This window comes from Paenibacillus sp. A3 (assembly GCF_001399685.1).
Taxonomy (GTDB): Bacteria; Bacillota; Bacilli; order Paenibacillales; family NBRC-103111; genus Paenibacillus_G.
Genome location: NZ_JTHN01000075.1, coordinates 1 through 13,378, shown reverse-complemented (window position 1 = coordinate 13,378; position 13,378 = coordinate 1). Strand labels below are relative to the sequence as shown.

Annotated in this window: 16 protein-coding genes and 1 pseudogene; 3 read left to right on the top strand and 14 right to left on the bottom strand. The window is 55.2% G+C overall.

Annotation, left to right across the window (positions count from 1 at the left end; genetic code table 11):
• Both QJ48_RS11065 and QJ48_RS11060 read right to left on the bottom strand, forming a co-directional pair.
• A partial coding sequence (locus tag QJ48_RS11065; RefSeq protein ID WP_162238476.1) for an alanine:cation symporter family protein occupies nt 1-282 on the bottom strand: 282 nt, incomplete at its 3' end.
• Nucleotides 283-699: 417 nt separating this feature from the next.
• Entirely contained in the window at nt 700-1,476 is a 777-nt protein-coding gene (locus QJ48_RS11060) for a DUF1836 domain-containing protein (protein WP_054973660.1), read from the bottom strand.
• Nucleotides 1,477-1,796: 320 nt separating this feature from the next.
• Here QJ48_RS11060 and QJ48_RS11055 point away from each other — a divergent pair, with 320 nt between their 5' ends.
• Nucleotides 1,797-2,762 (top strand): cation diffusion facilitator family transporter, encoded by a 966-nt coding sequence (locus QJ48_RS11055; RefSeq protein ID WP_054973659.1) that lies wholly within the window; start codon nt 1,797-1,799, stop codon nt 2,760-2,762.
• Here QJ48_RS11055 and QJ48_RS11050 read toward each other — a convergent pair.
• Nucleotides 2,759-3,265: pseudogene (locus QJ48_RS11050) on the bottom strand (ATP-dependent Clp protease proteolytic subunit); the annotation flags it as partial. The gene QJ48_RS11055 and the pseudogene QJ48_RS11050 sit on opposite strands and share 4 nt — an antisense overlap.
• 85 nt (nt 3,266-3,350) lie before the next feature.
• Here QJ48_RS11050 and QJ48_RS11045 point away from each other — a divergent pair.
• Nucleotides 3,351-4,505: an MFS transporter gene (locus tag QJ48_RS11045; protein WP_063858067.1), complete on the top strand. Its 1,155-nt coding sequence runs from the start codon at nt 3,351-3,353 to the stop codon at nt 4,503-4,505.
• Nucleotides 4,506-4,509: 4 nt separating this feature from the next.
• Here QJ48_RS11045 and QJ48_RS11040 read toward each other — a convergent pair whose 3' ends face one another.
• From QJ48_RS11040 to infC, 9 genes are all read right to left on the bottom strand, one after another.
• Complete coding sequence (locus QJ48_RS11040; protein WP_054973658.1) at nt 4,510-5,409, bottom strand: aldo/keto reductase; 900 nt, start codon at nt 5,407-5,409, stop codon at nt 4,510-4,512.
• Between the two features lie 125 nt (nt 5,410-5,534).
• On the bottom strand, nt 5,535-6,434 hold the full coding sequence (gene rarD, locus QJ48_RS11035; RefSeq protein WP_054973657.1) for an EamA family transporter RarD: 900 nt from the start codon (nt 6,432-6,434) through the stop codon (nt 5,535-5,537).
• Between the two features lie 481 nt (nt 6,435-6,915).
• Nucleotides 6,916-7,482 carry a metal-dependent hydrolase gene (locus tag QJ48_RS11030; protein WP_054973656.1) on the bottom strand — a complete coding sequence of 189 codons (567 nt, stop codon included), beginning with the start codon at nt 7,480-7,482 and terminating at the stop codon, nt 6,916-6,918.
• Nucleotides 7,483-7,603: 121 nt separating this feature from the next.
• Complete coding sequence (locus QJ48_RS11025) at nt 7,604-8,200, bottom strand: TetR/AcrR family transcriptional regulator (protein ID WP_054973655.1); 597 nt, start codon at nt 8,198-8,200, stop codon at nt 7,604-7,606.
• A gap of 3 nt (nt 8,201-8,203) precedes the next feature.
• On the bottom strand, nt 8,204-8,932 hold the full coding sequence (locus QJ48_RS11020; protein WP_054973654.1) for an MBL fold metallo-hydrolase: 729 nt from the start codon (nt 8,930-8,932) through the stop codon (nt 8,204-8,206).
• A 218-nt stretch (nt 8,933-9,150) separates the two neighbouring features.
• Nucleotides 9,151-9,294, bottom strand: coding sequence for a hypothetical protein (locus QJ48_RS38655; RefSeq protein ID WP_237762871.1), 144 nt, complete (start codon nt 9,292-9,294; stop codon nt 9,151-9,153).
• Nucleotides 9,281-10,030, bottom strand: a complete 750-nt coding sequence (locus QJ48_RS11015; protein ID WP_054973653.1) for a phosphotransferase family protein — start codon at nt 10,028-10,030, stop codon at nt 9,281-9,283. Before QJ48_RS11015 ends, QJ48_RS38655 begins: the two co-directional genes overlap by 14 nt.
• 37 nt (nt 10,031-10,067) lie before the next feature.
• Nucleotides 10,068-10,880 (bottom strand): class I SAM-dependent methyltransferase, encoded by an 813-nt coding sequence (locus tag QJ48_RS11010; protein ID WP_054973652.1) that lies wholly within the window; start codon nt 10,878-10,880, stop codon nt 10,068-10,070.
• A 120-nt stretch (nt 10,881-11,000) separates the two neighbouring features.
• Nucleotides 11,001-11,480: a translation initiation factor IF-3 gene (gene infC / locus QJ48_RS11005; protein WP_054973651.1), complete on the bottom strand. Its 480-nt coding sequence runs from the start codon at nt 11,478-11,480 to the stop codon at nt 11,001-11,003.
• A gap of 63 nt (nt 11,481-11,543) precedes the next feature.
• On the opposite strand from infC, the gene QJ48_RS11000 reads away from it, so the two are divergent.
• Complete coding sequence (locus QJ48_RS11000) at nt 11,544-11,852, top strand: hypothetical protein (protein ID WP_054973650.1); 309 nt, start codon at nt 11,544-11,546, stop codon at nt 11,850-11,852.
• Nucleotides 11,853-12,413: 561 nt separating this feature from the next.
• Here the strand turns inward: QJ48_RS11000 and QJ48_RS10995 are convergent.
• A complete protein-coding gene (locus QJ48_RS10995; RefSeq protein ID WP_054973649.1) occupies nt 12,414-12,653 on the bottom strand; it encodes a YkuS family protein in 240 nt (79 codons plus the stop codon).
• Nucleotides 12,654-12,701: 48 nt separating this feature from the next.
• Complete coding sequence (locus QJ48_RS10990; protein WP_054973648.1) at nt 12,702-13,277, bottom strand: hypothetical protein; 576 nt, start codon at nt 13,275-13,277, stop codon at nt 12,702-12,704.
• Between the last annotated feature and the right edge of the window lie 101 nt (nt 13,278-13,378).

Below are 13,378 nucleotides of genomic sequence, written 5' to 3'. Positions count from 1 at the left end.
CATCCAAAACACCGCACCAGGCCCGCCGAACGCAATCGCCGTAGCTACACCCGCAATATTGCCCGTTCCCACCCGACCCGCAAGCGCGATGCTTAACGCTTGAAAAGACGAAACTCCGGATTCCGAGCTTTTGCCCTCAAACATCAATTTAATCATGTGGAAAAAGTACCTAATTTGGAGGAAGCGGGTAGCTAATGAGTAGAATAATCCTACACCGAGGCAAAGGAAAATTAACGTTTTACTCCAAATAATCCCGTTCAGCCAATCTACTAGTGCTTGCAAATAAAGTTCCCCCTTCAACCTATTTACATGTTCATGCCTCGGAAAATAAATGAAAACCCTTTCTTTATGTCATATATATTTACACGATATAATATGATGTCACTGATCTGCAATAAGAAATTTATGGAAGCGCTTAATGTTATTTATTCACTGCATGCTTTTATTATGATATGGATTTTCCAGGAAAATAACACTTTATTTCGAGTTATGAAATATAACATGTTCATCTGCAACGAATTAAGCTGCGACCATGCCACTACCAACAAAATGTAAGGTCACCCGGCAATCAATACCACCGGATTCGTGGAACAAGGAGATACTGAAAGGAATGGAGGAGAAAACGGCTCGCGAGGATTTTTTACGCAAGCCGTATTGTATGATCGGACAGACGGTCCGAAATGGATTGAACCGGACCGTCTACACCAAATCCTGCAAAAACAGCGTTGCGTTCAAATAACGTTTGGCCAGAGATTGAAAATACGAGGTCTGCACCGACACCATAGCGATAAATATCGTATGGCTCAGCAGCTCCTTCTGCCCGTCGCTCAATCCCTCAACCGCCCCGGCATATTCGTCGGCCTTTTGCTTGATTAAATGCTCCAGCATATGGTCATGGTTGCGCAGGCCGCTGTCGTGCCCGGACAGGTCCAGCACTTGGTCGTTGTTTTGGTCCAGCTCTTCAAAGATCGAAGAGTACGCCGCGTACAGCCGTAGCGGGGAAACGACATCGTCGGCATCGTCGTCCGGGCGGTTGAAGACGAGCGTCAGCAGCTTGCGGATCGACTCGAAATCGAGCGTCGCCTTCAAATCGTCGATAATGAACAGGATGGCGGTTTGGTCGATCGAATATTTTTTCCCAAGTCTCGGCGAAGGAATCAGCGACTTGAAATCCCGTTTCACCCAATTTTGCACCGAAGTGACCGAATATTGCGCGTATTCGATCTGATTGCCGAGCGCAACGATATCAGTCAATGAGAAGCCTTCGCTCGTCTGCTTCATCTTGATCAGCTTCTCGAAGATCGGCGGGAGCGAGGTGGATACGAACGCCACCAGCGTCTTGCCGTGCTCCATGTCCGACCGGTGCGATTTGGCCCAGACCTCCTGCAGCGTAGCGAGCGGCGTCCGATCGGTCTTCCCCGCAAGAGACATCAGCAAGCCGGCCATTTGTTTTCTCGTTAAATAAAAGGTTTTCATAGGCGAGCCCCTTTATTGGACATAAGTTCATTTGAACTAATCATAAGACTTTGTAGTGAGAATGTCAAAAAGCTCATCCCGCTAAGATTGAGCTTCCCTGTGGCATTCTCTTTTTCATTTCTGACGTTATTTCGCCGGGAATGCTTCAAAATGGTCTTTGTCTTTCAATCAAAAAGGTCGTAATATAAGTTCATAAGAACCTATAAAACAAAAGTTCTGAACAACGCTTTTGCCACTGAAACAAACGGGTTACACTAGGAACGACTAGACCGAGCCGGCAGTAAGCGCATCAAACTCGAAAACGATGAGGAGAGCAAACGATGGGATTATGGGCTTTACTAAAAAAAGGAAACACTTCTTCCTTACTGGCGGCGCTCGGAAATACGGCCGTCGCGGCAGCCAAGGGAGTCGCCGCAGCGCTTAGCGGAAGCGGCGCCATGTTCGCCTCAGCCATGCACTCGGTAGCGGATGCGATCAATCAGGGGTTTGTTTTTGCGGGAAGCGTGCTCGCGGAAAAACAGCCGACCCGGCGGTTTCCCACCGGCTTCGGCCGTGTGATCAATCTGTTCTGTATGGTCGCGGTGATGGTCGTTTCTTTTATGGCTTACGAAACGATTCTGGAAGGCTTTCATCTGCTGGCCCACCCGGCGGAAGCTTCGAATTTCTGGCTGAACTTTGCCATCCTGCTGATCGCCATCCTGATCGACGGCGCCATCCTGTGGAAGGCGATGAAAGAAATCGCACGCGAAGCGCGGGTGGAAGCCAAAGGACTTGCGATCATCCCGGCCGCATTTCGGAATGTCGGTCGATCCGCCCCTCCTACCCGGCTGGTCTTCTATGAAGATATCGTTGCGACGCTGGGCGCGGCTCTTGCCTTGATTGCGGTCATCGTGACGCAGCTGTCGGATTTCAAAATGCTGGACGGAATAGCCACGATCCTGATCGGATTTCTCATGGTCGGTGTGGCGTTCAAGGTCGGCTATGACAATATGGTAGGTCTGATCGGCGTAGCTGCGCCGAAAGATGTGGAGGACCGGGTTGCCGGCCTACTGCTGGCCGACCCGGATGTCCGGGACATTAACCAGCTGCGCATCCTGCAGGAAGGCAGGACGTATCACGTCGACGGCTATGTGGAGCTCCGCGTCGGCTTGACGCTGGCGGACGCCGACGATATTAAGTTCCGCTTGAAAGCGATGCTGCTGAGCGATCCGGACATTACCGACGTTACGCTTGGCATTCTCGAAGACAACGGTGTCCGGGACTGGAGGCCGGAGCTTAGTCTTTAAACGTCGCGGTACAAAATTTCATCGATGATGCCGTAAGCCAGAGCTTCCTGCGCATTCATAAAATAATCCCGGTCGGTATCTCTTCGACCGTATCCAAGGGCTGCCCGGTATGTGCCGCGAGCAGCCCGTTTAGTTTGTCGCGAAGCTTCAGAATTCTTCGGGCGCCGATCTCGATGTCCGAAGCTTGGCCTTGAGCCCCGCCGAGGGGCTGGTGAATCATGACTTCGCTGTTCGGTAGCGCATAGCGCTTCCCCTTCGTGCCGCCGGACAGAAGAAACACGCCCATCGACGCGGCAAGTCCGATGCACAACGTGCTTACATCAGGCTTGACAAGCCGCATGGCATCGTAGATGGCGAGACCTGCCGCAATCGAACCGCCGGGACTGTTGATTGTATAGCTTGATTTCTTTATCCGGATCGGCCGCGTCCAGAAACAAGAGCTGTCAACCGGCCACTCTTCCGTGTCGTCCTCGTTCATACACTTGGCTGCGCATCGTTAGCAGGCCCGATTTTCATTGTCAATCCGCCTGAGGAGTGAGATAATTATGGTCGTTCCTCATTTTGCTGACGAAAGCGCGGGATCGCACGATGGCTATGTCGTATTTTCTATTGTTCTACTTCATCATTTACATGGGCAATGCCATTTACGGGACGTACATTCCCGTTTACTTTCAGTCGATCGGCGCAACGCCGACCCAGATCGGGGCGCTGCTGAGCGTCGGTCCTTTCGTCGCCGTGCTGGCTCAGCCGCTGTGGGGCGCCGTAGGGGATCGGGCCAAAACGAAAAATGCCGTCCTCGGTTGGCTGATCGCGGGCAGCGGGGCAATGATTTTGCTGTTCCCCTTCTCCGAAGCGTTCTTGTATTTGCTTGTCGTCGTGTGTTTGTTTACGTTTTTCCAAACGTCCATCTTCGCCTTGAGCGACGCCATCACGCTGGAAGAATTGGAGAAACACAAGCGCTGGTCGTTCGGCCCGATCCGGCTCGGCGGCACGATCGGCTTCGCGGTCATGTCCATCACCTTCGGCTGGATCGCCAAGGATCATATCGGGTATTTGTTTTATGCGTACGCCTTGGTCATGCTGATGTCGCTGCTGCTGCTGGCGAAGTTTCCCAAAGTATCGGGATACCAGTCGGCAGGCAACAAAATGCAGGTGTGGGTGCTGTTCAAAAACCGCAAGCTCGTCACCTATCTGGCGATTAATCTGGTGCTGCAAATTACGATGGGGTATTATTACACGTTTTTTCCGGTGTACTACAAAGAAATGGGCGGCGACAGCGTGCTGCTCGGCTGGTCGATGGTCATATCGTCCCTGAGCGAAATCCCGTTTCTGCTGTTCGCCTCCAAGATTATGAAGCGCGTTCGCATGACGCATATTTTGCTTTTGTCGAGTCTGGCGGCCATGGCCCGCTGGTTCATCTTCTCGTTCACGGACAATCCGTATTGGGTGCTCCCTACGCAGCTGCTGCACGGGCTCATCTTTATCGTGTTAACCGTCACGATGGCGATGTATATCAACCAGGAAGTGCCGAAGGAGCTCAAGGCGAGCGGCCAGACGCTGAACGGGCTGCTGAATCTGGGCCTTGCCCGGATCATCGGCAGCTTCTTGGGCGGCTATGCGAGCGAAGCGTACGGTATGCGAAACGTCTTCATGTTCAACGGTTGGATCGCCGCCGCCTGCGCCGCAGCGATCGTCATCCTCAGCCTCAGGCAAGCCCGCGAGGAGCGGGCGCTTGACGCCTGACGTATTACCCTTGCCCTCGCCAGTCCTGTCCGGACGCCGTTTCGCGCCAACGGTTGCGAATCGCTTGCAGCTGCGCTTCCGGCAGGACGCCTTTCCCCGCCAGCTCCGCGTTCCGCACCCAGCGGTCCGGGTTCGCCGTGCCGACAATGGCCGTGCTCACGCCCGGAATGCTCAGCGTGAACCGCAGAGCGATTTCGACCGAATGCTCCAGTTCCTGTTGCAGAAAGTCGTAACGAAGCTGCTGTAACCGCTCCCAATACGGCTCATGGTAAGCCGAAACGGGCTTCTCGCCGGTCCGCCAAGCGACATTCGCGAGCGGTCTCTTGGCAATGACGCCCATCCCGCGCTGGACAGCTTCCGGTATCGTAAGCTCTATCGCTTCCTGATCCGCGATGTTAACCGACGTCTGCAGCGTATCGAACGCCCCGCAGCGGATCGCATAGAGCGCCGCCTCGCGGTCCCCGCTGTAGCCGATATAGCGCGCTTTCCCTGCCTCGCGTGCCCGCTGAAGCACTTCAATGACGTCCCCTTGCTTCAACACCTCTTCGGAACAGCTGTGAAGCTGAATCAAGTCGATATAATTCGTCTTCAGCCGCTTCAAGCTGCGGTCGATGCTTTGGGCGAGCAGATCCGGGTCCCAGTCCGGAATGGCAAAGCCGGAGGCATGTCCGCATTTCGTGAACAAATAATAGTCCTTCCGGCGGTGACGGACCGCTTGTCCGATCAGCTCCTCGCTGCCTTTATAGCATTCTGCCGTATCGATAATATTCAATCCCGCATCCAGCGCCGAATCGAGCAATCGCTCCACGGTCGATACGGAAGCGCCTTCAAACCCGATCTCCGCTCCGCCGAATCCAAGCATACTGACCTGCATATCCGTATTTCCTAACTGACGTCTTTCCATGGCTTGTCCCTCCTTTGCTTCGGATTAACATTATCTTAACAAATATTTACTTCTTTGTAAGCCGCATGCGGTCAGGATAACAAAAAACCGGCCGACCCAAGCGGTCGAACCGGCTTCCATCAAGCTCATCCCTTCTGCACTACGGTACCTGCCGCACGCGTCGCCAGCCTGCCTTTCAACGAGCTCATCGTGAACAGCAGCAGCGCGCTCCAGATCAGACAGAAGCTGATCAGGTGCACGGTCGTGAACGGCTCGTCGTACAAAGTGACGCCCAGAATGAGGCTGATGGTCGGAGCCAAATATTGCAGGAACCCGACGGTCGTCAGTGACAGCCTTTGAGCCGCCTTGGCAAACCACAGCAGCGGCATCGCCGTAGCCACCCCTGACGTTGCCAGCAGCAGCTGGTAACCCGCGCTTAACGACGAAGTCGTCGATTGGCCTGTCATCCCCACAACAAGCAAATAAACGGCGGCCACAGGCAGCACGACGATTGTTTCTCCGGCGAGGCTAACCATTGGCTCCAGGTGCATTTTCTTTTTGACGAGCCCGTACACTCCGAAGCTCATTGCCAGAACCAGCGATACCCAAGGAACCGATCCGTAGCTAAAGGTCAGAACGGTTACCCCGGCTGTAGCAAGCGCCATGGCCGTCCATTGTACCGCGCGAAGCCTTTCGCCCAAGAAACAGACCCCAAGCAGCACGCTGATCAGCGGGTTGATGTAATAGCCCAGGCTCGTTTCGACAACGCGGTCGTGGTTGACGGCCCAGATGTAGATAAGCCAGTTGAGACTGATCAGCAGGGAGCACCCCACCATCGGCAAAACATTTTTGCGCTCGGAAAAAGCGCTCTTGAGCGCCTTCCAACGGCCGCCGATCAGCAGCAGCAGCGCAACGAATACGAAGGACCACACGACGCGGTGACCTAATATTTCTCCCGAGGATACGGAAATAAAGGTTTTCCAAAACAGCGGCAAAAGGCCCCAGGCAAGGTAAGCCAGCAGCCCGTAACCGATCCCAGCATTCACGTCTCTCTCTCCTTCTCTATTTCTATATAATCTGAATGACTAAAGAACCCATTATACTCCTGATCCGAGTATCCGGCAAGCACGACTTGATGATTGACGCGCTTTTATCGGGACTGTCTGCGGATACCTTTATCGATCAAATAACACACGGCAATGAAGACGAAAGCGACCGCTAACAAAGGAAAAACCGCCCCGTATAAATCCATGGAAAGAAATCCGGTTATCGTGTGAATGAAAGTTGCAATCATCCGATCAGCTCCTTTTTCTATTTAGTTCCAGTGTCGGCAATCAACCGCTTGCTCATGATATACCAGCGGTCCGTATCTCCTGGGTAGGCTTGTTCTTCGGTCACCTGGTAATCCCTTATCTTTTGAGGTGCCTATGGATGTGATTATAACGGAAATTCAAGTTATTGGAAACAAGTAAAAAGGAGACTTCCCATCTCCTGCCAACATGAGATGCAAGCCTCCTCTTCCTTCCTTTAACCAAACACATCCGTTACAAGCGAAAGGGTTAGCAACAAGCCCATGATGCCGCCTGCCGCAACAGCCCACCCTCGCCGGCTTCGTTCCGCCGCCGCCGTAACTGACCGAAAATACAGCACGGCACCGAGCAAAACCAACGCGGATTCCAGCACGATGCTGACCGTCGGGACCTGCCACAAGCCGAGTCCGAGCATCGGAAAGCCGCCTGCATTCCCCGGAAAAAGAGGCATATCGGCCCGGTGTACGAGCAGATCGAGCAGCCAGTGGCTGAATACGACCGAACCGATCGCCACTCCTCCCCGTCTCCCCCACAGCTTTCCGGCTCCCCAACCGGCAAGAAACGCAAGCAGCAAGGCCCCGGCCAGGGAATGCGTGTAATCCGCGTGAATCAGGCTTCCTCCATAGCCTTCGCCTGCAACAGGCTCCAACGTCTCCACCCCAGACAGTAGTAAGGGCACGAAAACAACGTCCAACAGCTGCGTACTCAACATAAGCGACCACAGCGGAACGTTCGGGGTTTTGACCTTGACTGCCGCGGCTAGTCCGAAATGTCCTGCGAACATGACCTAACCCTCCTTTTTCGGGTACGAGCTTGCTTTAGCTTTGGCTTTGACGTCCAGCCACCCGCACCCAACCGTGAATAATAGCACGAAGACGATAAAGCTCATGCCGGTTTCCTCCCTCTTAATTGGGCTTTGACTCCGCCTTCGCCCTTCGCTTCATCTCGTGCAGACCCGCAAGAAAGGTGTCGAGCAGCAGCCGGAAGCTGACGTCGAGATCGAGCGGGAGCCCGAATCCGCCACGCTGCTCAAGCGATGAGAAGCCGTGCAGGAGGCTGCGCAGTCCGCGTACGGCATGCAGCGCCGCATCGTCCTTCAGCTCGTACGCCTGCAGCGCGCGGACCACGAGATCGACCGTTTCGCCGGCCAAGCGCCGCACCTCCTCGTCCTGCGGGTCGGGAGCGCGGAGCGTCGCATCGTACAAGCCCGGATGCGCGCGGGCAAATGCCACGTAAGCTTTGCCCAACTCGCGTACCGCATCGTCACCCGAGCGGCCGACAACGGCCTGCGTCATGACGTGCAGCAGCTGCTCCAAGCCGTGGACGGCCAGCTTGCTGCGCAGCCCGCTTAATCCGTTCACGTGGTTATAGAGGGAGGGGGACCGAACATCCAGCTTCTGAGCGAGCGAAGCCAGCGTGACTTCCTCCAGGCCGCGGGTATCGGCGATTTCAACCGCAGCATGCAGGATCGTAGGCAGATCGAGACCGATTCTTGGCGACATCGTTTACACGCTCCTTTTCGCAACGACGGGCAGTCTGCGCTCGGCATCGGCAATGGCGCGGTCGATCGCTTCGCCGGGACGACCAAGCATGCTCCCGTGCCCTACGGCGAGCAGCGAAGGCTGATGTTCCCGAAGTTTGCGGGCGCTCTCCAGCGCAAGCTCCTTGCTCCAGGTTGCCATGGCCGGGAACGGAAACCAAGGCCGGACTTGACCCGACACGGCGATGCCGCCTCTTGTCTGGAACGCGTCGCCTGCGATCAATGCCCGGTTGCGGCTGTCCAGGAAGGCCATCGAGCCCGGCGTATGTCCGGGGGCCGCCACAGCCAGCAGCGACCCGATCCGGTCGCCGTCCTGAAGCAGCACGTCGGCCCCTGTCTGCACGTTCTTCGGCACGCCGCCGCGGATTGGAGTATTCGGTTCGCCCGGCTCCAGCGTGACATCGCCTGTCAACAGCCGCGCATCCCGGGCGGAAATATGCACCGGAACGCCGGGCAGCGCTCGCTTCAGCTGATCGAGTGCGCCGACATGATCGTCGTGCGCGTGGGTCAAGACAATCCGCGTAATCGGCTTCCCGATGGTTTGAGCCGCATGCAGAATTCCTTTGGCACTATACGGGAGAGCCGCGTCGATCAATGTCAAGCCGTCGTCCTCTTCGACAAAGTAACAATTTACCGGAAAAATACGCGGCATAAACGTCAGTTGGTAGACGGTCAGTTCTTGTTTGATTTGCATCGCTATATCGCCCCTTAGTTAAATAACTAATATCGTTAGTTTCATAATAACTAATGGCATTAGTTTTTGCAAGCCTATTTTTTGTGACGGATGAAAAAACAAAAAAAACAGTTACCTTGGAAGATAACTGTTTCTGTTGCCTTATGGCCCAAACATGAATCAAGCTGAACCTTTGCGTGCCGCGGCCGATCAGCCCCGCTTCACCGCCCCCGTACTGCTTATCTATAAGCTTCGATCCCGGCGTGAAACGCTTCGGGATCGTCGTTCTCCAAGCCGAACAACGCTTCCTGCAGCGCGAACGTCCCTTGATAAAATTTCACCCGCTCCAGCAGCCCTTCCATATCCAGGTTAAGCTCGATCATATGCTGCAAAAACGGCTCCCCATAAGAAGCGAGCAGCCCCGCATAATCCACCGCCGGGTCCCCCGGACGACGAACCGAAGTCGAGGATGCCGCTAATTTCGCGCCGCCTCGGATCGTAAAGGATGTTCGAGCCCCCCAAATCGCCGTGAACGAGCACCGGCACGATTCGAAAGTTGGACCCGTTGCCGAGAAAGCTAGCAAAGTGCCGCTCCGTCCACCGCTGCGCATCCCGGTTCATATGAGGATACAGCTTGGCACGAATGCGTTCGAACAGATCCGACCATTCGCGATAACCGTCGTACTCCGGCCCGGACTCTCCCAATGCATCGGCAGGTATCCTGTGCAACTCGTTCAAGAAGGCGGCAAGCTGCCGGGCAATCCCGCGAACCATGGGAACACCTGCGCTCTCCAATTCATTCCACTGCCCGTCCAATAACGGTTCCCCGGGAATTCTCGGGTAGCCGACAAACACGTTGCCGACCCGCTCGGATTGGAGATTCCACTTCGCCGGGGCCGGGACCGGGATCGACACCCGTTCCTTCACGGTGTTCAGAAGCCCGACTTCGTAGCGTAGCCGCTCGATTCCTTCAACATATTTGGGAAATCGGAAAATCCACTCGCCATTGACCAACAGCACATCGTTGTTTTGACCGGACTCGATGGCCTCGACCACGCGCAGCGGCAGCTCGGGACAATAGTGCCTGAGCGTTTCCATATACAAAGTTTTATGTTCCATACGCTTCAACTTCCCCGCACCACGGCGATGCAGCCGTTCAAGCTTCTGCCGGTTTGGTCGCCCGGATCGAGAACAGCATCGGGATAAACTCCTTCCCTTTCATCCTCCACCAGCCGTCTTCGCCCTTCTCCATCAGCCCTGGGAACTTCTCATACATGCAGAAGGGAAACTCGTGAACGAATTCGATGCGCAGCCCGGCTTGAATCAGCGCCGTCACGATGGAGCCCAGCGAATGCGCCCATTCGTAGGTGACGGAATTGTTGATCTTGGCGTTCCGGTCGGCATACGTACCCTCAATATCGATCACGATCGCTTCGCCTTCGAAATACGAATAAACCATACGCAGCTCTCCGTCGACCATTTCGAAAATATCGGCAAGCGGATGACCTTCGGCAATATAGAAAGTGCCGCCGGGCTTCAGCTTCTCGTAGATGATTTCCGCCCACCGCGTCAAGTCCGGCAGCCAGCACAGAACGCCGTAAGACGTGAACACGATGTCGAACGTCTCCTCCGGCAGCGCCTGAGGCACATCGTACACATTCGCGCATACGAACCGGGCGTCCAGCCCCAGTTTGTCGTTCAGCGAGCGGGCCAGTTTGACCGCTTCTTCGGCAAAATCGACCCCGGTCACCCGCGCTCCGAGCCTGGCCCAGGATAAGCTGTCCTGTCCGAAATGGCACTGCAGATGCAGCATCGACTTCCCCGCCACGTCGCCCAATTCATCCAGTTCGACCGACAAGAGAGACGAACGGCCGGCCAGAAACGATGCCAAGTCGTAAAACTCGGATTGCTCGTGCACCGGCGTTCGGTCGTTCCAGTTGTCCCGATTTTTGTTCATTCCGCATTCCATATGGAAAACTCCTTCCAGATTACGATCCTTTCCATTCTATCGCAATCCCGAAAGAGGTGTAAATATCCATAAATGGTTGAAGCTAAAAAATCCGTTCCGGCAGCATCCCTTCCCGCAGACTTAGTCGTTCAACGGGTCGACTTGAACGGCCGCTTGCTTCCCGCTAACCTGGATGCCCGTTTTCTTGCGCCCGCTCGCGGCCAAATCGTTCAGCAGCGATTCGAGCAGCGCTTTGGCTTTGGCCCCCTCCTTGCCTTGAATCCGCACGACGAATTGGACGGCGTCCCCGGATTTCAATATCCGCTCCGCCTGCTGCTTCTTCGTCTCGTAATCGTGCTCCTCGATCTGCGGCGTCAGCCGAATTTCCTTCAGCTTCGGCGCCCGCTCGCGCTTGCGGTCTTGCTGCGCCTCCTCTTTCGCCGCCCCGGCGCGGATCAGCTTGCACGGCGGCGGACTGCTCATGAGCGACGTGCAGACCAAGTCAACCTTGAGCTTCCGGGCCATCGCCAGCGCCTCGGCGGTAGGGACGATGCCGAAATCTTCGCCATCGACTCCGGTTAAATGAACCTCGGGCGCTTTAATTTTTTCGCTAAGAATCATTGTGAACCCACCTAAACTTTCGATATAATGAACCCATCTTACCGCTTAGAAGGAGATTTTTCAATGAACCGCAAAGAAATCGAAGAGCAGGTCATCCGCAATTATCAGCGGGACGAAAATATTATGATTCTCGCGTTCGCCCAGTGGTGCGTCAACCACGGCCTCGATCCCGCACTGCTGTATGAGCGCGCCTACCCGCAGCAGGAAGCGAACGCCGCGCTTCAGCAAGCGCTGGAGCTGACCGTGCCGAAGGAGGAAGCCGGGGAAGTGCCGGACGATACGCTGCTCGGCGTGCTGTCCATGTTCGGCAACGAAGATCTGGCCTTCGTCGTTACGCAAGAAATCGCGAAGCGCCAAAAGTCCGGACGGTAAGCCCGGTATCGCCGGAGTCACAGCTTGAGCCTGCCGCTCGCAGGCTCCCGCCCGGCGTATTTCGTTCATGCTGGCATCGAAACCTCGCCTCCCCGACCACCAGATAAATGATCCCCTCCCCTAGCCAACCGCGCCCAATCACTCGCCGCCAACAATAGAGGAACTGCTATGCGTTATATCATTCATTTCGCCGTTTTCTGCGCGAATAGAGGAACTGACGTTCGCTAAAAATCCCGTCCCGAGAACCATAAACATTTTTCGACACAGGTAAAGCATCCTGCTTCCTCTAAGCTCCGACGAACGCTCGGACGTTCCGTTTAACGCATCGCAGTTCCTTTATTTTCCGGCCCCATCGCTGTCAGCCTCACGCACTTGTCATCTGCACCCACTCAGCGCTTTCGCACAACCCGAAAATCTTAGCATATCCGTCCACGTCGGAAACTCACCTATTACCATAGCCGCAACCCCACCAAATTCTATTCTTTGCACACAAAAAAGACCGGTTTCGATGGAATCCGGTCTTTTCGGCATGTCCGCCGATGGCTGGCGGAGCGGGGCGAATCAGCTTAAGCTTTGGTTCACTCGTTCGACAATCTGGTCGGATGTCATGCCTTGAGCATTGATAACGGAAGCTTTCGTTGCGGTTTCCGCGATGCCCAGGACGTCCTTGTCCTGTCCGGAAATAACGCAGCAGTCGCAATTTTGCAAATTCGCGTTATCGACCGATACGACTTCGTGCCCGCTCTGCTGCAGCGCGTCCTTCACATCCTGCAAGCTGTTTTCCACTGCAATTCTCGCCATGATCTTCCCTCCTTATCCAGATTGTAGTATACCGAGCTCCGGCTGTTTTTATTCGCTGTCGCGGGCCCTCTTCTGCTCACCAACCTCGTCCGCATCGACCAAGCTGTCGACTAGATGGGTAAGCAGGCTTTCCATATCTCCGATATGGCTTTCATCGATTTTACGGATAAACTCGATATGTATGCGGTAAGCGCCTTTTTCTTCCGAACGCCCGCCTCCCGAATGTCCGGTGCCGTCGTCCGGAACGAACTCCGCCGACCTTTCGTGAAGGATCCGGGCTTCCTCCGCCCACCGGTCCGCCATGGCCCGGTGGAGCTCCGCTGCGTGCTCGCAATGGCTGAGCGGCATGTCCAGTCTGAGATCCAGCTTGGCGCCGGGCCGCTCGCCGGGTTCGACAAGCCGGAACCGTTCCCCTGCGAAGTCGGACAACACGCTGGTCATGCTGATTTCCGCTTGGCAGCAGCCTTCATCGCGTCGGATGCGCATGCTGAATATCCGTTTCATGCTGGCCAGATCGATGAAATCCTCCCGGCCGATGACCCGGATCGTTTGCTCCGCATCCAAATCGTACAAATGTCCTTCGAGCACTACTTTCAAATTATCGAATATCGTCGGGTCAAACAAGGTAACTTCCCCTTTCGCAGCATGGCTTTACGCCTGCGGCAAATGGCGGATATCCAGCACGTCGCCCTGAGCGAATCATAAACGTGGTGGAGGGCGGACGG